We start from the raw sequence: 16,445 nt of genomic DNA on the forward strand, positions 1-16,445 counted from the left end.
AGGAGTTTTACGTTTCGACTGCGCCGGAAGTGGGGCGAATTATAGACATCTGGAATCTGCCGTCAATGCCTTTCTTCATATTTCTGTCATATAAGTCAGAAAAGCCCCAAAAACGCGAAAGCCGGCCCCAAGGGGCCGGCTTTCAGCCCACATTACAAGCTGGGGAAAGCAAACTGCGACGCTTCATGGCTGGCCCGCTGCGGCCAACGCTGGGTAATCGCCTTGCGACGGGTATAGAAACGTACCCCATCCGGCCCATACGCATGCAGGTCACCAAACAACGAGCGCTTCCAGCCACCAAAGCTATGATACGCCACCGGCACCGGCAGCGGAACGTTAACGCCCACCATGCCCACTTCAATCTCGTCACAGAACAGACGCGCCGCTTCACCGTCACGGGTAAAGATGCAGGTGCCGTTACCATATTCGTGATCATTGATCAGTTGCATCGCCGCTTCCAGGCTATTCACCCGGACCACGCACAGTACTGGCCCGAAGATCTCTTCCTTATAGATGCGCATCTGCGGCGTTACACGGTCGAACAGGCTGCCACCGAGGAAGAAACCCTCTTCATGCCCGGCAACACTCAAGCCACGACCGTCAACCACCAGCGTAGCCCCCGCTGCCACGCCGTCTTCTATATAGCCACTGACTTTGTCACGCGCTTGGCCTGTAACCAGTGGCCCCATATCCAGACCGCAGGACGTACCCGCACCAATTTTCAGTGCCTTGACCTGTGGCACCAGCTTTGCAATCAAGGCATCCGCCACCTGGTCGCCCACGCACACGGCCACAGAGATCGCCATGCAGCGCTCGCCGCAAGAACCGTACGCCGCCCCCATCAGTGCACTCACGGCGTTATCCAAGTCCGCATCCGGCATCAGTACCGCATGGTTCTTCGCACCACCCAGTGCCTGCACGCGTTTGCCACGCTTGGTGGCTTCCGAATAGATGTACTCAGCAATCGGTGTCGAGCCTACGAAGCTCAGCGCCTTCACTTCCGGCGCCTCAATCAGCGCATCCACCGCGCCCTTGTCGCCGTGCACTACGCTCAGCACACCTTTAGGCAGACCGGCCTCCTGTAACAACTGTGCGATCAACAGCGTGGAACTTGGATCACGCTCCGATGGTTTCAGGATGAAACAGTTACCGCAGACGATTGCCAGCGGATACATCCACAACGGCACCATCGCCGGGAAGTTGAACGGCGTAATACCAGCGACTACACCCAGAGGCTGGAAATCCGACCACGCATCAATGTTCGGTCCTACGTTACGGCTGTACTCGCCCTTCAGAATCTCTGGCGCCGAGCACGCGTACTCCACGTTCTCAATCCCGCGCTTCAATTCACCGGCAGCGTCTTCCAGGGTCTTGCCATGCTCTTCGCTGATCAACTGCGAGATACGCGCTTCGTTCTGCTCCAGCAATTGCTTGAAACGAAACATCACCTGGGCACGCTTGGCCGCTGGTGTATTACGCCAGGCCGGGAACGCCGCCTTGGCCGAGTCGATCGCCTGTTGAATCGTTTCGCGGCTGGCCAACGGCACCTGGTGGATCACCTGGCCGGTGGACGGGTTATACACGTCGGCGCTGCGACCGCTGTCGTTGACCAACTCACCGTTGATCAAATGCTGGATAAGGCTCATGCAGGGCTCCTGAAAAGTTGTTCTATATAGAAGGAGAAATCAGTCGACTTTGTTCAGCACTTCGCCGACCGCATCGAACAGCCGATCCAGGTCCTGCGGCTTGCTGTTGAAGGTTGGCCCGAACTGCAGGGTGTCACCGCCAAAACGCACGTAGAAGCCGGCTTTCCACAAGGCCATGCCGGCCTCGAATGGACGCACGATCGCATCACCGTCACGCGGGGCAATCTGGATCGCACCGGCCAGGCCGTAGTTGCGGATATCGATCACGTTCTTGCTGCCCTTCAGGCCATGCAGCGCATTCTCAAAGTGCGGTGCGACTTCGGCTACGCTCTGCACCAGGCTTTCCTTCTGCAACAGGTCCAATGCCGCCAAGCCAGCCGCGCAAGCGACCGGGTGCGCCGAGTAGGTGTAGCCGTGGGGGAATTCCACCGCGTACTCCGGCGTCGCCTGATTCATGAAGGTCTGATAGATCTCGCTGCTGGCAATCACAGCACCCATCGGGATCGCGCCGTTGGTGACTTGCTTGGCGATACACATCAGGTCTGGGGTCACGCCGAAACTGTCGGCACCGAACATCGAACCGGTACGGCCGAAGCCGGTGATCACTTCGTCAAACACCAGCAGGATGTTGTGCTGGTCGCAGATCTCACGCAGACGCTTGAGGTAACCCTGTGGCGGCACCAGCACGCCCGCAGAGCCGGCCATTGGTTCGACGAAAACAGCAGCGATGTTCGACGCGTCATGCAACTCGATCAGCTTGAGCAGCTCATCGGCCAGCGCGATACCGCCCTGCTCCGGCATGCCACGGGAAAAAGCATTGCTCGCCAGCAAGGTGTGCGGCAGATGGTCGACATCCATCATCGCCTGGCCAAACATCTTACGGTTACCGTTAACGCCACCCAGGCTGGTACCGGCGATGTTCACACCGTGATAACCGCGAGCGCGACCGATCATTTTGGTCTTGGTGGCCTGGCCTTTCAGACGCCAGTAGGCACGCACCATCTTCACCGCCGTATCGGCGCACTCGGAGCCGGAGTCGGTGAAGAACACATGGTTCAGGTTGCCAGGGGTCAAGTCGGTGATCTTTTCCGCCAGTTGGAAGGACAACGGATGACCGTATTGGAAGCCCGGCGAGTAGTCCAGAGTGCCCAATTGCTGGGCCACCGCGTCCTGGATTTCCTTACGGGTATGCCCGGCACCACAGGTCCACAGGCCCGACAATGAGTCGTACACCTTGCGTCCCTTGTCATCGGTCAACCAGCTACCTTCGGCCGCCACGATCAGGCGCGGGTCGCGCTGGAAGTTACGGTTGGCGGTGTACGGCATCCAGTGCGCGTCCAGCTTCAATTGGCTGGCCAGGGACGATGGGGCGTTTTCGGGCATGTTCATCAGCAAAACCTCGCAGGGCAAAAGGCAGCGTCGGGATTGAAAAGCGTTGTTGCAGCTAAATTGCCACGGCGATAAAGTCGGTGAAATTCAACTCTTCTAACCTTCAGTCAGGCCTTCACTAAACTATGAGCAGCCGTCGACCCGATCCCCTGGCCCAAGTCAGCGACTTCGATATCCGCCTGCTGCGCATCTTTCGCAGCGTGGTGGAATGCGGCGGCTTCTCGGCGGCGGAAACCGTGCTGGGCATCGGGCGCTCGGCGATCAGCCAGCAAATGAGCGATCTCGAACAACGGCTCGGATTAAGACTGTGCCAACGCGGCCGCGCCGGCTTCTCACTGACCGAAGAGGGCCGCGAGGTCTACCAATCCGCACTGCAATTATTGAGCGCCCTGGAAAGTTTCCGCACCGAGGTCAACGGTTTGCACCAGCACTTGCGCGGCGAGTTGATCATCGGCCTCACCGACAACCTCGTCACCCTGCCCCACATGCGGATCACTCACGCACTTGCGCAGTTGAAGGAACGTGGTCCGGATGTGCAGATCCAGATCCGCATGATCGCCCCCAACGAAGTCGAACAAGGCGTACTCGACGGCCGCCTGCATGTCGGCGTGGTGCCCCAGGCCAGCGCCTTGTCGGGGTTGGAATATCAGCCGCTGTACAGTGAGCGTTCATTGCTCTACTGCGCGGTGGGTCACCCGCTGTTTTACGCCGACAACAAACAGTTGGACGACGCACGCATCGATGCCCAAGACGCGATCGCCCCGACCTTCCGCCTGCCCGCCGAGATCCAGGCCCATTACCAGGCGCTCAACTGCACCGCCAGCGCTTCGGACCGAGAAGGCATGGCGTTCCTGATTCTCACCGGCCGCTATATCGGCTACCTGCCCGACCACTACGCCAGCCTGTGGGTACAGCAAGGCCGACTGCGTGCGCTGAAACCGACTACACGTTTTTACGATTTAAGCCTCGCATCGGTCACGCGCAAGGGCCGACGCTCCCATTTGGTGCTGGAAAGCTTCCTGGAAAGTCTCGCGGCAACCCGCTAATTCGGCTCCGAAGCGAAAGCTGAGCAGTTGGACAGTTTTTTGCAACAGCCCGAGGACATAGACCTCGAGTTTTCCCGCCATGTCACCAGAAGCGTCCAACAGCAGCGACCTGATCTACGGCCTCAACGATCGCCCAAAACCCGCCCCGGCTTTTCTCGCCGCACTGCAACATGTACTCGCTGCATTTGTCGGCATCATCACCCCACCGCTGATCATCGGCTCCACCCTTGGGCTGACTGCCCACTTGCCCTACCTGATCAGCATGGCGCTGATGGTTTCCGGTGTAGGCACTTTCATTCAGGCGCGCAGGCCATTTGGAATCGGAGCTGGGATGATCTGCCTGCAAGGCACCAGCTTTGCGTTTCTTGGCGCAGTGCTATCGGCAGGCTTCCTGGTAAAACAACGCGGCGGCAGCCCGGAAGACATCATGGCGATGATCTTTGGGGTGTGCTTTTTCGGCGCTGTGGTGCAGATCGTGCTGAGCCGCTTTATCGGGCAACTGCGTCGGGTCATCACGCCTCTGGTGACCGGGATTGTCATCACCTTGATCGGCATCAGCTTGATCAAGGTCGGTATCACTGACCTCGGCGGCGGCTTCAACGCCCCCGACTTCGGCGCCCCGACCAACCTGGCGCTGGGCGTGTTCGTCGTACTGACGATCATTCTGCTCAACCGTTCCAATACGCCTTGGGTACGCCTCTCGGCCATCATCATCGGCTTGGCCCTCGGCAGCCTGGCCGCCTGGTTCAGCGGCAAGCTCGTGCCGCAAGCCCTGCCCGACCTCCCTCTGGTCAGCCTGCCGATTCCGTTCCGCTTCGGTTTCAGCTTCGACTGGAGCGCTTTCCTGCCGATCGCGCTGATTTATCTGATCAGCAGCGTCGAAACCGTCGGCGACCTCACCGCCAACTGCATGATCGCCCGCCAGCCCATCAGCGGCCCCTCTTATATAAGCCGGCTCAAGGGCGGCGTACTCGGTGATGGCGTGAGCTGCATGATCGCCGCTACGTTCAGCGCCTTCCCCAACACTACCTTTGCGCAAAACAACGGCGTGATCCAACTGACCGGCGTGGCCAGCCGTTACGTCGGTTTATACATAGGCGTGGTGCTTTTTTGCCTCGGCTTGTTTCCATTGATTGGCGCGGTACTGCAACAAATCCCCAAACCGGTGTTGGGCGGCGCCACCCTGGTGATGTTCGGCAGCGTGGCCGCCGCCGGCGTGCGCATCCTCGCCCAGGCGCCGCTGGACCGACGCAGCATGCTGATCATCGCCACCTCGTTTGGCGTCGGCCTGGGCATCGCCGCGCAACCGAACCTGCTGCACCTGATGCCGACGCTGGTACAGAACCTGTTCGACTCCGCCATCACCAGCGGCGGGCTGACCGCGATTGTGTTGTGCCTGTTATTGCCCGAAGCCAAGGCAACCACGACTGCCGCAAACCACGCACCGGAAAGCGACACGCTGGAATCGCTTTGACGGTTTTATTGCATCAGGACTTGTCTGAGGCTTGAGGGTGGGTTATCTGTGCACACGTCGTCTCTATCGATCAGCACGGAAACCTCCATGAGCCTCGAAGTTCCTGCCCACAGCAACCACGCCGGTAAGCCCGCCAGCCGCATTCGGCAAAAGAACGAACAAGCGATTCTCCAGGCTGCTGAAGATGAGTTCGCGCGTCATGGCTACAAAGGCACCAGCATGAACACCATTGCTGCCAGTGCCGGGCTGCCCAAGGCCAACTTGCATTACTACTTCACCAATAAGCTCGGTCTTTATATCGCGGTACTCAGCAACATCCTCGAACTGTGGGACAGCACCTTCAACGCGCTGACCGCCGAAGATGACCCGGCCGTGGCCCTCACGCGCTACATCCGCACCAAGATGGAGTTCTCACGCCGCCAACCCCAGGCCTCGCGAATCTTCGCGATGGAGATCATCAGCGGCGGCGAATGCCTGACCGAATACTTCAGCCAGGACTACCGCGCCTGGTTCAGCGGCCGCGCGGCGGTGTTCCAGGCCTGGATGGATGCCGGCAAGATGGACCCCATCGACCCGGTGCACTTGATATTCCTGCTGTGGGGCAGCACCCAGCACTACGCCGACTTCGCCACCCAGATCTGCCGCGTCACCGGGCGCACCAAGCTGACCAAGCAGGACATGGAAGACGCCGGCACCAACCTGATCCACATCATTCTCAAAGGCTGTGGCGTCAAGCCCGCCTATTAAACGAAGCGACTTATGCCTTTCACGCTCACCGGCCTTTGCGAGTTTCGTGAAGAAATACGCAAAAGCCGCTTTATCACCCTCGCGGCGCCCATCACCAGCGCGCAAGACGCCCAGGCGTTTTTCGAGCAGCACAGCGACTTGAATGCCACGCACAACTGCTGGGCCTGGAAACTCGCTGACCAGTACCGCAGCAATGACGACGGCGAACCCGGCGGCACTGCTGGCCGACCGATTCTGGCCGCCATCGAGGCGCAGGGTTTTGACCAGGTCGCGGTGCTGGTAATTCGCTGGTACGGCGGCATTCAGTTGGGCACTGGCGGTCTGGCCCGCGCCTACGGCGGCGGCGCCAATAAATGCCTGCAAACGGCCGAACGCATTGAGTTGATCAGCCGCGTACCGTTGAGCTGCGCCTGCGCTTTCGCCGAGCTGAATCTGGTTAAACTGCGCGTTGCAGAACTGGGCGGGCTGGTGGTCGAAGAAACCTTCACCGCCAACGGCGTCGAGTTGCAACTCGCCTTGGGCGAAGCGCATATCGACACCCTGCAAATTCAACTCGCAGACCTCAGCCGTGGGCGTATCCTGCTCCAACGCTGAAATCCCTGAACCGCGACGCTTAAAGGAAGCTTTTCATGTCTACGCCAAAAACCGCATTGATCATCGGCGCCTCGCGTGGGCTGGGCCTTGGCCTGGTCAAGCAACTGTTGCAGGACGGTTGGGACGTGACCGCCACCGTGCGTGATCCGAGCAAGGCCGATGCCCTGAAAGCCGTGGGCCCAGTACAGATCGAGAAACTCGACATGGACGACCAGCAAGCCGTGATCGCCCTGAGCCAACGCCTGAAGGAACGCACCTTCGACCTGCTGTTCGTCAACGCCGGTGTCAAAGGCCCCGCCAATCAGGAGCCGGGCCACGCCACCTTGGCAGAAGTCGGCCAGTTGTTCTTCACCAACGCCGTAGCGCCGATCAACCTGGCCCAGCGTTTTGTCGGGCAGATCCGCAAGGACACTGGCGTGCTGGCCTTCATGAGTTCGGTACTGGGCAGCGTGACCATCCCCGACGGCTCCGACCTGGCGCTGTACAAAGCCAGCAAGGCGGCACTCAATTCCATGACCAACAGCTTCATCACTCAGTTGGGCGATCACAAGCTGACCGTGCTGTCGCTGCACCCAGGCTGGGTGAAGACCGACATGGGTGGCGAAAACGCACACATCGACGTCGACACCAGCGTGCGCGGCCTGGTGGACCAGGTGAACGCCTACACCGGCAAGGGCGGCCATCACTTTATCGATTACAAAGGCGACACCATCGCCTGGTAAACCCTCCGGATCGTTATCGACCGATTGCCGTCGGTAACGATCCGCGCGTAGACTGCCCCCTCGCCCTCACCGGCGACCCTGGATCAGCAGACAGGGCAACACTGAGCTGGCAAACCTGAACCCATCATTCAGAGGAGCCGGCCAATGCCTGCGACCCGTATCTGGTTAAAAAACCCCCTCGCGATTTTCACCGCCAATGGCCTCGATGCCCGTGGCGGCCTGGTACTGCAAGACGGTGTGATCACCGAAGTGCTGCCCCAAGGCCAAGAACCTGCGCAGCCCTGCACCCAAGTGTTCGATGCGCGTGAGCATGTGGTCCTGCCGGGGCTGATCAATACCCACCATCATTTCTACCAAACCCTGACTCGCGCCTGGGCGCCGGTGGTCAATCAGCCGTTGTTTCCCTGGTTGAAAACTTTGTATCCGGTGTGGGCGCGGCTCACCCCGGAAAAACTCGCCCTCGCCAGCAAAGTCGCATTGGCTGAATTGCTGCTTTCGGGCTGCACCACGGCGGCGGACCATCACTACCTGTTTCCCGACGGCCTGGAAAACGCCATCGACGTACAGGTGGAAAGCGTCCGCGAGTTGGGGATGCGCGCCATGCTCACCCGTGGCTCCATGAGCCTGGGCGAAGCCGACGGCGGCCTGCCACCGCAACAAACGGTGCAACAAGGCCAAGTCATCCTTGAGGACAGCCAACGCCTGATCCACGAATACCATGAACGTGGTGACGGCGCGCACATCCAGATCGCACTGGCGCCTTGCTCACCGTTTTCCGTGACCCCGGAAATCATGGAAGCCAGCGCCGAATTGGCCAACCGCCTGGACGTGCGCCTGCACACCCACCTTGCCGAAACGCTCGACGAAGAAGACTTCTGCCTGCAGCGCTTCGGCTTGCGCACCGTGGACTACCTGGACAGCGTCGGCTGGCTCGGCCCGCGCACCTGGCTGGCCCATGGTATTCACTTCAACCCGGATGAAATTGCACGCCTGGGCGCCGCCGGCACCGGCATCTGCCATTGCCCAAGCTCGAACATGCGCCTGGCATCCGGCATCTGCCCGACCCTGGACCTACTCGCCGCCGGCGCACCTGTCGGCCTGGGCGTGGACGGTTCCGCGTCCAACGATGCGTCGAACATGATCCTTGAAGCGCGCCAGGCTTTGTATATCCAGCGACTGCGTTACGGCGCGGAAAAGATCACCCCGCAAGGCGTGCTGGGCTGGGCGACCAAAGGCTCGGCACAGTTGTTGGGCCGTACGGATATCGGTGAATTGGCCGTCGGAAAACAGGCCGACCTGGCGCTGTTCAAACTTGACGAGCTGCGCTTCTCCGGTAGCCATGATCCGATTTCGGCGCTGCTGCTGTGCGGCGCCGACCGTGCGGACCGGGTGATGATTGCAGGCAAATGGCGCGTGATCGACGGCCAGGTCGAAGGTCTGGATCTCAAGGGCTTGATCGCCGATCACACCCAGGCCGCGCGGCAGTTGATCGCCGGCTGACTACAACCCCAACAGCGACAGCATGATAAAGGTCGCAAACAGCACAAAATGGGTCATCCCTTCGATGGCGTTGGTTTCGCCATCGTTGAGGTTGATCGCGCTGACAATCAGCGTGATAAACACCATCACGGTCTGTACCGGGGTCATTGCCATCTGGAACGGCTGGCCGGTGTAGAGCGCCATCGCCTCCATCACCGGCACCGTCAGGATCACCGTCGACAGCGAAGCCCCCAACGCAATGTTGACCACCGACTGCATGCGGTTGGCCAACGCGGCGCGCAATGCCGTCAAAATCTCCGGCGCAGCCGAAATCGCCGCGACCACAATCGCCGTGATCACCGGCGGCGCTCCCGTACCTTCCAGGCCAAGATCCAGAGTCTTGGACATCACCTCGGCCAATGCGCCGATCACAATCACCCCAAACACCAGGGTGCCGATGGAAAATGCCAGGTTGACCGGCGGCGCCTGCTCATCTTCCGGCAACTTCTTACGGCGTTTTTCCGGGTAGCTGTAGCTGAAAAAGTAACTGTGCGGCCCCACCTGCATACGCAGGAACAGGGTGTACAACACCACCATCGCGCCAATGGTAAAGGCCGAGTAGATTTTCCAGTCCGCTTCGGGGATGAACTCCGGCACCACCATCGACACGCCCATGGCGGTGAGGATCATCACGCTGTAGGTGCGGGCCGAATCATCGTTGTAGGACTGTTCGCCATGCTTGATGCCGCCCATCAGCGCGGCCAGGCCGAGGATGCCGTTGATGTCGAGCATGACCGCGGAATAAATGGTGTCCCGCACCAAGGTGGGCGACGGTTCGTTGCTCATCATGATCGCCAGGATCACCACTTCCACCAGTACGGCGGCAAGGGTGAGGATCATGGTGCCGTAGGGATCGCCGACTTTTTCCGCGAGTTGCTCGGCATGGTGGGCTACGCGCATCGACGCCACCACGATAAAGCCGATCAGCACCACGCCAGCCAGCAACGCCGTGATCTGCCCGCTGTGCAGCATCCAGTGCTCCAACGGGTAGGCGGCGATGGCGGCAATCAGCGCCAGCAGCATGAATTTTTCTTGCTTGAGGGATGTGAGCATTCCGGGCCTTTTAGTGCGGCAAATCAGTCATTGATGGGGTACAGACTGCGTCACGCCGCTAACGTTTCGTTACACCTTAGTTCACGCGGCCCTTGCGCGAATGCAACGAAAACAATCCTGCTGGTCAGGTTTTGCCGATTATTTCGGCCATGGCCTGTAGAATGTCGCCATTGCACCTGATGAGAATTTTGAAAATGTACGATTGGCTCAACGCCCTGCCCAAGGCTGAACTGCACCTGCACCTGGAAGGCTCGCTGGAGCCTGAGCTGCTGTTTGCCCTGGCCGAGCGCAACAAGATTGCGCTGCCGTGGAACGACGTCGAAACCCTGCGCAAGGCCTACGCCTTCAACAACCTGCAAGAGTTTCTCGACCTGTATTACAAGGGTGCCGACGTGCTGCGCACTTCCCAGGATTTCTACGACCTGACCTGGGCCTACCTGCTGCGCTGCAAAGAGCAGAACGTGATCCACACCGAACCCTTCTTCGACCCGCAGACCCACACCGACCGTGGCATCCCGTTCGAAGTGGTGCTCAACGGCATCGCCGCTGCGCTGAAAGATGGCGAGCAGCAACTGGGTATCACCAGCGGCTTGATCCTCAGCTTCCTGCGCCATCTGAGCGAAGCCGAGGCCGAGAAAACCCTGGACCAGGCCTTGCCGTTCCGTGACGCATTCGTGGCCGTGGGCCTGGACAGCTCGGAAATGGGTCACCCACCGAGCAAGTTTCAGCGCGTGTTCGACCGTGCCCGCCACGAAGGCTTCCTTACCGTGGCCCACGCCGGCGAAGAAGGCCCGCCCGAGTACATCTGGGAAGCCATCGACCTGCTGAAAATCCAGCGTATCGACCATGGCGTGCGCGCCATCGAAGACGAGCGTCTGATGCAGCGCATCATCGACGAGCAGATCCCGCTGACCGTCTGCCCACTGTCCAACACCAAGCTGTGCGTGTTCGACGACATGGCCCAGCACAACATCCTCGACATGCTGGAGCGTGGCGTGAAGGTGACGGTGAACTCGGATGACCCGGCCTACTTCGGCGGTTATGTCACCGAGAACTTCCACGCGCTGTACACCTCGCTGGGCATGACCCAGGACCAGGCCAAACGCCTGGCGCAGAACAGCCTGGATGCGCGCCTCGTAAAGCCATGACTGAGTAAAAGCGATTGGCTATGTCACACAGACATGGCCAATCGGGTGATTTCCCTGTGCCCTACGGCGTTGACCCGTAAAGCGTGAGACTCATTGATCACAGTGATCCAATTCGACTGCAGAAACAGTTGCAACAACCCCGCCCCCAGCGCACCACCCAGATGAGGTTGGTGCTGGCTCCAGTCGAAACAATTGCATACCAGCGGCGACGCCAGGGCTTGGGTAAAAATACCCAGGCCTGCCAGGCGCTGCGCGCCCTTGACCGTGATATCGGTGCGGTGCTCATGACGTTCGATCCAATCCGCTTCCAGCAGGTGCTGGTACAACTGCGCGCCCAATTCCCCGCCGAGGTGGCCATGGCACAGGCGTGCATGGCGTAACAATGCGGGAGCCACCAGGGCCGGAGGCAGAGCATCCGGCGCGCAGCGTGCGGCGCAGGCCATGGTGGTCCTGGCCAAGGCATCGATGGCGGCGCTGACATCAGGCGCCGCGACACGGAACAAGCGCTTGCCACGCCGGGCTTCCACCCGCAATACACCACTGGCCGTCATTCGCGCCAAATGCGCATTGGCGGAGGTCGGTGACAAGCCGGCAAGCGTCGCCAACTCGACGGGCGACTTGGCCGAGCCATCCATCAAGGCCCACAGCATGGCAGTACGTTTGGGCTCGGCGAGCAAGCTGGCGATCTGACTGATGCAAGGTGCAGCTTCCATCTTTTCACTCCCTGTCGATTTATTTTTCTGCTGAGGTAGGCACCAAAGTATAGGGGCGCAAACCGCCGGTTCCATGGCGTCTGACAGCGTAGAGAGGGACAGGGTCTGAGTGAAATTTCCTGCTTTGATGGAGTCCTTTACGTGGTGCCGGATCGCTCTGGCAGCTGGCCGGTCAATGTCGCACAACGGGACACGAGCATTTCCCGCAACAAGTTAATGGGTTTGCTCAGTTGCGCCCGATGGGCACACAACAGATTGAGCGGAGTACGCTCGCCCCGCAGCTCCGGCAGGATCAGGCGCAAACGTCCTGCCAGCACATCGGTACTCACATCCAGCCAGGACTTGTAGGCAATGCCCACGCCCGCCACCGCCCAGCGCCGCACCACATCGGCATCGTCACTGAAGCGGTCTCCGGTGACGGTCAGGCTGATTTCACGTTTACCGTCGTGAAAGCTCCAGTGATCGTGGACCCGGCTGCCGAGCATATACAGCAGGCAATTGTGCTGGGCCAGTTGCTCCAGGTGCCGAGGCTCGCCATAACGCGCGAGGTAGCTGGGAGACGCACACAGCACACGCACATTGTCCGGGGCGATGGGCAGCGCAATCAGGCTGGAGTCTTCAGGCTCACCATAGCGCAAGGCGATATCCACCGGCTGGCGGAACAGATCGGCGATCCGGTCGCCCAGCAACAGCCGCACGGTGAGTTGCGGGTAGTCACGCTGGAATTCATCCAACCACGGCAACAGCTGATTGCGTCCGAAATCCGACGGGGCCGACAACTGCAGCACACCACTGACATGGTCCTGCCCGCTGGCCAATAAGCGTCGCCCTTCATCCAGCGAGCTTAAGGCCGCACGGGCATACTCCAGGAAGCCCTCGCCTTCGGCGGTCAGGCGCAGGCTGCGAGTGGAACGCGCCAGCAAGCGTGTGCCCAGTTGCTGTTCGATGCGCTTGAGCGCCGCACTCGCCACCGCAGGCGACAGGTCCATTACCCTGGCTGCTGCGGACAAGCTACCCAGGTCTGCCGCACGCACAAACAACTGCAAATCATCAAAACGCAGCATGCTCTTCCGCTCATTATCAAAGTTTTGTTGAAACAGACTGCAGTTTTAGCGGGTTTTATCTGCGCGGGAAATAGCCAATCATCTGTGCATCCCGTTCATCACGTGTCTGGAGTTGAATATGTCCACCGCCTTTAACGTCATTGCCACGCTGATCGCCAAACCCGGCCAACAGGCCACCCTGGAAACCTTGCTGCGCGGCCTGTTGGAGCCCACGCGCCTGGAAGCCGGTTGCGAGCAGTACGACCTGCACCAGGATCTGCAACACCCCGAAACCTTCTACATGCTCGAACGCTGGAGCGACGACGCGGCGCTGGCCGACCACGACCAGAGCGCGCACATCCAGAGCTTTCGCGCCAAGGCCGCGGATGTGCTCGAACACTTCGAGCTCAAGCGCCTGAAATTTCTCGCCTGATCCCCCTTTTCCTGGAGCCATCATGAAAGCCATCGCCTACTACGCCTCACTGCCGATCAACGATCCAAACGCCCTGCAAGACATCGAACTGCCCGCGCCTGTCCCCGGCCCGCGTGACTTGCTGGTGGAAGTCAAAGCCATCTCGGTCAACCCGGTGGACACCAAGGTGCGCCAGAACGTCGCCCCGGAAAATGGCGCCGCCAAGGTACTGGGCTGGGACGTGGCCGGTGTGGTCAAGGCAGTCGGCAGCGACGTAACGCTGTTCAAGGCCGGTGACAAGGTGTTCTACGCCGGTTCCCTGGTGCGTCCTGGCGGCAACAGCGAATTGCACACCGTGGACGAGCGCATCGTCGGGCATATGCCGAAAAGCCTGGGTTTTGCAGACGCCGCCGCGTTGCCGCTGACCGCCATCACCGCCTGGGAATTGCTGTTCGAACGCCTACAAGTGCAGGAAGGTACACAAGACGAAGGCCAGAGCCTGCTGATCGTCGGTGCCGCCGGTGGCGTGGGGTCGATCCTGACTCAACTAGCCAGCCAGCTCACCGCCTTGAAAGTGATCGGCACCGCCTCGCGTCCGGAAACCCAAGCGTGGACCAAAGCCCTCGGCGCTGACCTGGTGATCGACCACAGCCAACCGCTGAGCGAAGCGCTGAAAGCTGCCGGCCACCCGCAAGTGACCCACGTTGCCAGCCTGACCCAGACCGATCATCACCTGGACCACCTGGTGGAAGCCCTGCAACCCCAGGGCAAGCTGGCACTGATCGACGACCCCAAGGCGCTGGACGTCAGCAAACTCAAGCGCAAGAGCCTGTCGCTGCACTGGGAGTTCATGTACACACGCTCGATGTTCGAGACCCCGGACATGATCGAACAGCACAACCTGCTCAATCGCGTGGCCGAACTGATCGACGCAGGCACCCTGAAAACCACCGTGGGTGAGCACTTCGGTGTGATCAATGCGGCAAACCTGCGCCGTGCCCACGCGCTGCTGGAAAGTGGCAAGGCCAAGGGCAAGATCGTGCTGGAAGGCTTCTAAAAAATAGCTGTCAGGGTCGTCCATTATTCATGTGGGTAATGGACGACACCGCTAGTCAGAGAGTTGGCCTTTGTCATCTTTGTGAGCGTATTCGGGTTTATATTGGCCGCCTTTGCCACGATTCTTTTACGTGAGGAAGTCAGCAATGAAAATCCTGATAAAAGCGTTAGCAAAATCCGCAGGCAATAAATGGCAGGTCCGTCTCGACCAGGACGCCTTCACCTTCCGCACCGAGGCCGAGGCCCGTGCCTTTGCCGACACCCTGCAAGCCCGTATCCAGGCCCCTCACCGTTTTCCGAACAGCCAGCAACGCTCTGCCGCTGGCTGATCCGCTGTTCAGACCTGCGCCTGCAAGGCCCGTTTGCGTTGCAGGCGCTGGGTCGACATCGCAATCGTCACCGCCAACACACCGCACAGGCTGATGACCATCGCCATCGGCATCGCCGTGCCGTCGTGCAAAACCCCGACCAACGACGCCGCCCCCGCCGCCACGCCAAACTGAATGCAACCGAGCAACGCCGAAGCGCTACCCGCCCGTGCACCCTGCCCGCTCATGGCACAAGCCGAGGTATTCGGCAAAATGCAGCCCAGGCTGGCAATGCAAATAAACAGCGGCACCAGCAATGGCCACAACGCGTCAGTGCGCAGCGCCGCAATACCCAGCAAGCTCAACGCGGCCAGCAGATAGACCCAAACGCTGCGCGACAACAGGAACGCCGGGCCACGCTTGGACAGCAACCGCGCATTGACCTGCGCCACCAGGATAAAGCCCGCAGCGTTGGAGCCGAACAGCCAGCCGTAATGCTCGGCTGGCACGCCATAGAGTTGGATAAACACGAAAGGTGAACCGGCGATGTAGGCAAACATCCCGGCAATCGAGATACCACCGGTGAGGGCATAGCCGAGGTAAACCCGGTCCGACAGCAGCGCCGCATAACGACGCAGCGACCCTGATAACGGCTGGCGCGGCTGATGGGCCGGGAAGGTTTCCGGCAGCCCGACGGCCACGGCGATGGCCGCCATCACGCTGAAGATCGACAGGGCGAGGAAAATCGACTGCCAGCCCCATATGCCCACCATCAAACCACCGGCCAGCGGTGCGAGGATCGGCGCCAGGCCGGTGACCAGCATCAACTGGGAAAACACCTTGGCCGAGCCTACCGCGTCGCATTTGTCGCTGACCACCGCACGGGAAATCACCATGCCCGCGCAGCCGCCGAGGGCTTGCACAAAACGCGCAGCGATCAGCCACTCCAGGGACGGCGCAAAGGCGCAGGCAAATGAAGCCAGGGTAAACAGCGTGACACCACTGAGCAGCGGGCCGCGTCGACCAAAGCGGTCAGCCAGTGGGCCGTAGATCAATTGGCCGATGGCCAGGCCAGCGAAATACACCGCCAGGGTCAGCTGGATGTGTTTTTCATCGGTCGCGAAAGCCTTGGCCATGGCCGGGAAGCCGGGCAGGTAAAAGTCGATCGCCAACGGCGCGAAGGCGCTCAAGGCACCCAGAATCAGGATTATGCGAAGGTTCATCGGGCACCCAAGTGAGACGGCAGCCCGATAGTCTAGCCGCGCTTGGGTGCATTGAACACGATAGCTCGCTAACTATTTACCCGTATCAGGCAAGCTTGGCGCTGTAGCCCTCTTCGGTGATCGCCTCGATCACTTGCTCGGCAGACAAACGGCTTTCGACGCCCACTTCCTTGGCCGCCAGGTCGACCTTCACGCTGGCCGCCGGGTCCTGGCTCTGCACGGCCTGGGTCACCGCTCGAACGCAATGGCCGCAGGTCATTCCTTCAACGCTGAATACTTGCATGACATGACTCCTTTGATGAGGTTGAACCCAGTCTCGACCTTGCCACGAT

17 protein-coding genes are annotated in these 16,445 nt (G+C 60.3%); 10 read left to right on the forward strand and 7 right to left on the reverse strand.

Going from position 1 to position 16,445, the window contains the following annotated elements; all coding sequences use genetic code 11:
• Window positions 1-152: 152 nt before the first annotated feature.
• Both H096_RS06155 and H096_RS06160 read right to left on the reverse strand, forming a co-directional pair.
• A complete protein-coding gene (locus H096_RS06155; protein WP_033897299.1) occupies window positions 153-1,646 on the reverse strand; it encodes a CoA-acylating methylmalonate-semialdehyde dehydrogenase in 1,494 nt (497 codons plus the stop codon).
• A gap of 39 nt (window positions 1,647-1,685) precedes the next feature.
• Window positions 1,686-3,035: an aspartate aminotransferase family protein gene (locus H096_RS06160; protein WP_033897300.1), complete on the reverse strand. Its 1,350-nt coding sequence runs from the start codon at window positions 3,033-3,035 to the stop codon at window positions 1,686-1,688.
• Between the two features lie 125 nt (window positions 3,036-3,160).
• Between H096_RS06160 and H096_RS06165 the strand changes: the two genes are divergently transcribed.
• The 6 genes from H096_RS06165 (at window position 3,161) to H096_RS06190 (ending at window position 9,118) form a co-directional block, all read left to right on the forward strand.
• Window positions 3,161-4,081 carry a LysR family transcriptional regulator gene (locus H096_RS06165; RefSeq protein WP_033897301.1) on the forward strand — a complete coding sequence of 307 codons (921 nt, stop codon included), beginning with the start codon at window positions 3,161-3,163 and terminating at the stop codon, window positions 4,079-4,081.
• Between the two features lie 79 nt (window positions 4,082-4,160).
• Window positions 4,161-5,555, forward strand: coding sequence for a nucleobase:cation symporter-2 family protein (locus H096_RS06170; RefSeq protein WP_033897302.1), 1,395 nt, complete (start codon window positions 4,161-4,163; stop codon window positions 5,553-5,555).
• A gap of 87 nt (window positions 5,556-5,642) precedes the next feature.
• On the forward strand, window positions 5,643-6,302 hold the full coding sequence (locus tag H096_RS06175; protein ID WP_033897303.1) for a TetR/AcrR family transcriptional regulator: 660 nt from the start codon (window positions 5,643-5,645) through the stop codon (window positions 6,300-6,302).
• Window positions 6,303-6,314: 12 nt separating this feature from the next.
• Window positions 6,315-6,896: a YigZ family protein gene (locus H096_RS06180; protein WP_033897304.1), complete on the forward strand. Its 582-nt coding sequence runs from the start codon at window positions 6,315-6,317 to the stop codon at window positions 6,894-6,896.
• 35 nt (window positions 6,897-6,931) lie between these two features.
• Window positions 6,932-7,618 carry an SDR family oxidoreductase gene (locus H096_RS06185; RefSeq protein WP_033897305.1) on the forward strand — a complete coding sequence of 229 codons (687 nt, stop codon included), beginning with the start codon at window positions 6,932-6,934 and terminating at the stop codon, window positions 7,616-7,618.
• Window positions 7,619-7,762: 144 nt separating this feature from the next.
• Complete coding sequence (locus H096_RS06190) at window positions 7,763-9,118, forward strand: 8-oxoguanine deaminase (protein WP_033897306.1); 1,356 nt, start codon at window positions 7,763-7,765, stop codon at window positions 9,116-9,118.
• On the opposite strand, the gene H096_RS06195 is transcribed toward H096_RS06190, so the two are convergent.
• Window positions 9,119-10,210, reverse strand: coding sequence for a calcium:proton antiporter (locus tag H096_RS06195; RefSeq protein WP_016977045.1), 1,092 nt, complete (start codon window positions 10,208-10,210; stop codon window positions 9,119-9,121). It abuts the gene before it with no gap.
• A gap of 194 nt (window positions 10,211-10,404) precedes the next feature.
• Here H096_RS06195 and H096_RS06200 point away from each other — a divergent pair, with 194 nt between their 5' ends.
• Complete coding sequence (locus tag H096_RS06200) at window positions 10,405-11,358, forward strand: adenosine deaminase (RefSeq protein ID WP_012722045.1); 954 nt, start codon at window positions 10,405-10,407, stop codon at window positions 11,356-11,358.
• Between the two features lie 23 nt (window positions 11,359-11,381).
• On the opposite strand, the gene H096_RS06205 is transcribed toward H096_RS06200, so the two are convergent.
• A complete protein-coding gene (locus H096_RS06205; RefSeq protein WP_033897307.1) occupies window positions 11,382-12,071 on the reverse strand; it encodes a helix-turn-helix transcriptional regulator in 690 nt (229 codons plus the stop codon).
• Between the two features lie 137 nt (window positions 12,072-12,208).
• Entirely contained in the window at window positions 12,209-13,135 is a 927-nt protein-coding gene (locus tag H096_RS06210; RefSeq protein ID WP_033897308.1) for a LysR family transcriptional regulator, read from the reverse strand.
• Window positions 13,136-13,253: 118 nt separating this feature from the next.
• Here H096_RS06210 and H096_RS06215 point away from each other — a divergent pair, with 118 nt between their 5' ends.
• The 3 genes from H096_RS06215 (at window position 13,254) to H096_RS06225 (ending at window position 14,911) form a co-directional block, all read left to right on the forward strand.
• Window positions 13,254-13,547, forward strand: coding sequence for a putative quinol monooxygenase (locus H096_RS06215; RefSeq protein ID WP_016977041.1), 294 nt, complete (start codon window positions 13,254-13,256; stop codon window positions 13,545-13,547).
• Window positions 13,548-13,569: 22 nt separating this feature from the next.
• Window positions 13,570-14,583: a zinc-binding alcohol dehydrogenase family protein gene (locus tag H096_RS06220; RefSeq protein WP_033897309.1), complete on the forward strand. Its 1,014-nt coding sequence runs from the start codon at window positions 13,570-13,572 to the stop codon at window positions 14,581-14,583.
• A gap of 145 nt (window positions 14,584-14,728) precedes the next feature.
• Window positions 14,729-14,911: a hypothetical protein gene (locus H096_RS06225; RefSeq protein ID WP_010213424.1), complete on the forward strand. Its 183-nt coding sequence runs from the start codon at window positions 14,729-14,731 to the stop codon at window positions 14,909-14,911.
• 8 nt (window positions 14,912-14,919) lie between these two features.
• Here H096_RS06225 and H096_RS06230 read toward each other — a convergent pair whose 3' ends face one another.
• Together H096_RS06230 and H096_RS06235 are read right to left on the reverse strand one after the other, a co-directional pair.
• A complete protein-coding gene (locus H096_RS06230) occupies window positions 14,920-16,113 on the reverse strand; it encodes a Bcr/CflA family multidrug efflux MFS transporter (RefSeq protein ID WP_033897310.1) in 1,194 nt (397 codons plus the stop codon).
• An 85-nt stretch (window positions 16,114-16,198) separates the two neighbouring features.
• Window positions 16,199-16,396 carry a cation transporter gene (locus H096_RS06235; RefSeq protein WP_016977037.1) on the reverse strand — a complete coding sequence of 66 codons (198 nt, stop codon included), beginning with the start codon at window positions 16,394-16,396 and terminating at the stop codon, window positions 16,199-16,201.
• Window positions 16,397-16,445 lie beyond the last annotated feature (49 nt).

It is taken from the genome of Pseudomonas sp. FH1 (genome assembly GCF_000510895.2).
Lineage (GTDB): Bacteria > Pseudomonadota > Gammaproteobacteria > Pseudomonadales > Pseudomonadaceae > Aquipseudomonas > Aquipseudomonas azotoformans_A.

What these genes read in the sequence shown, in the direction of transcription:
- H096_RS06175 (WP_033897303.1), top strand. Translation starts at nt 5,643, where the DNA reads ATGAGCCTCGAAGTTCCTGCCCACAGCAACCACGCCGGTAAGCCCGCC.
- H096_RS06190 (WP_033897306.1), top strand. Translation starts at nt 7,763, where the DNA reads ATGCCTGCGACCCGTATCTGGTTAAAAAACCCCCTCGCGATTTTCACC.
- H096_RS06215 (WP_016977041.1), top strand. Translation starts at nt 13,254, where the DNA reads ATGTCCACCGCCTTTAACGTCATTGCCACGCTGATCGCCAAACCCGGC.
- H096_RS06195 (WP_016977045.1), bottom strand. Translation starts at nt 10,210, where the DNA reads ATGCTCACATCCCTCAAGCAAGAAAAATTCATGCTGCTGGCGCTGATT.
- H096_RS06155 (WP_033897299.1), bottom strand. Translation starts at nt 1,646, where the DNA reads ATGAGCCTTATCCAGCATTTGATCAACGGTGAGTTGGTCAACGACAGC.
- H096_RS06200 (WP_012722045.1), top strand. Translation starts at nt 10,405, where the DNA reads ATGTACGATTGGCTCAACGCCCTGCCCAAGGCTGAACTGCACCTGCAC.
- H096_RS06160 (WP_033897300.1), bottom strand. Translation starts at nt 3,035, where the DNA reads ATGAACATGCCCGAAAACGCCCCATCGTCCCTGGCCAGCCAATTGAAG.
- H096_RS06180 (WP_033897304.1), top strand. Translation starts at nt 6,315, where the DNA reads ATGCCTTTCACGCTCACCGGCCTTTGCGAGTTTCGTGAAGAAATACGC.
- H096_RS06170 (WP_033897302.1), top strand. Translation starts at nt 4,161, where the DNA reads ATGTCACCAGAAGCGTCCAACAGCAGCGACCTGATCTACGGCCTCAAC.
- H096_RS06205 (WP_033897307.1), bottom strand. Translation starts at nt 12,071, where the DNA reads ATGGAAGCTGCACCTTGCATCAGTCAGATCGCCAGCTTGCTCGCCGAG.
- H096_RS06225 (WP_010213424.1), top strand. Translation starts at nt 14,729, where the DNA reads ATGAAAATCCTGATAAAAGCGTTAGCAAAATCCGCAGGCAATAAATGG.
- H096_RS06235 (WP_016977037.1), bottom strand. Translation starts at nt 16,396, where the DNA reads ATGCAAGTATTCAGCGTTGAAGGAATGACCTGCGGCCATTGCGTTCGA.
- H096_RS06210 (WP_033897308.1), bottom strand. Translation starts at nt 13,135, where the DNA reads ATGCTGCGTTTTGATGATTTGCAGTTGTTTGTGCGTGCGGCAGACCTG.
- H096_RS06165 (WP_033897301.1), top strand. Translation starts at nt 3,161, where the DNA reads ATGAGCAGCCGTCGACCCGATCCCCTGGCCCAAGTCAGCGACTTCGAT.
- H096_RS06185 (WP_033897305.1), top strand. Translation starts at nt 6,932, where the DNA reads ATGTCTACGCCAAAAACCGCATTGATCATCGGCGCCTCGCGTGGGCTG.
- H096_RS06220 (WP_033897309.1), top strand. Translation starts at nt 13,570, where the DNA reads ATGAAAGCCATCGCCTACTACGCCTCACTGCCGATCAACGATCCAAAC.
- H096_RS06230 (WP_033897310.1), bottom strand. Translation starts at nt 16,113, where the DNA reads ATGAACCTTCGCATAATCCTGATTCTGGGTGCCTTGAGCGCCTTCGCG.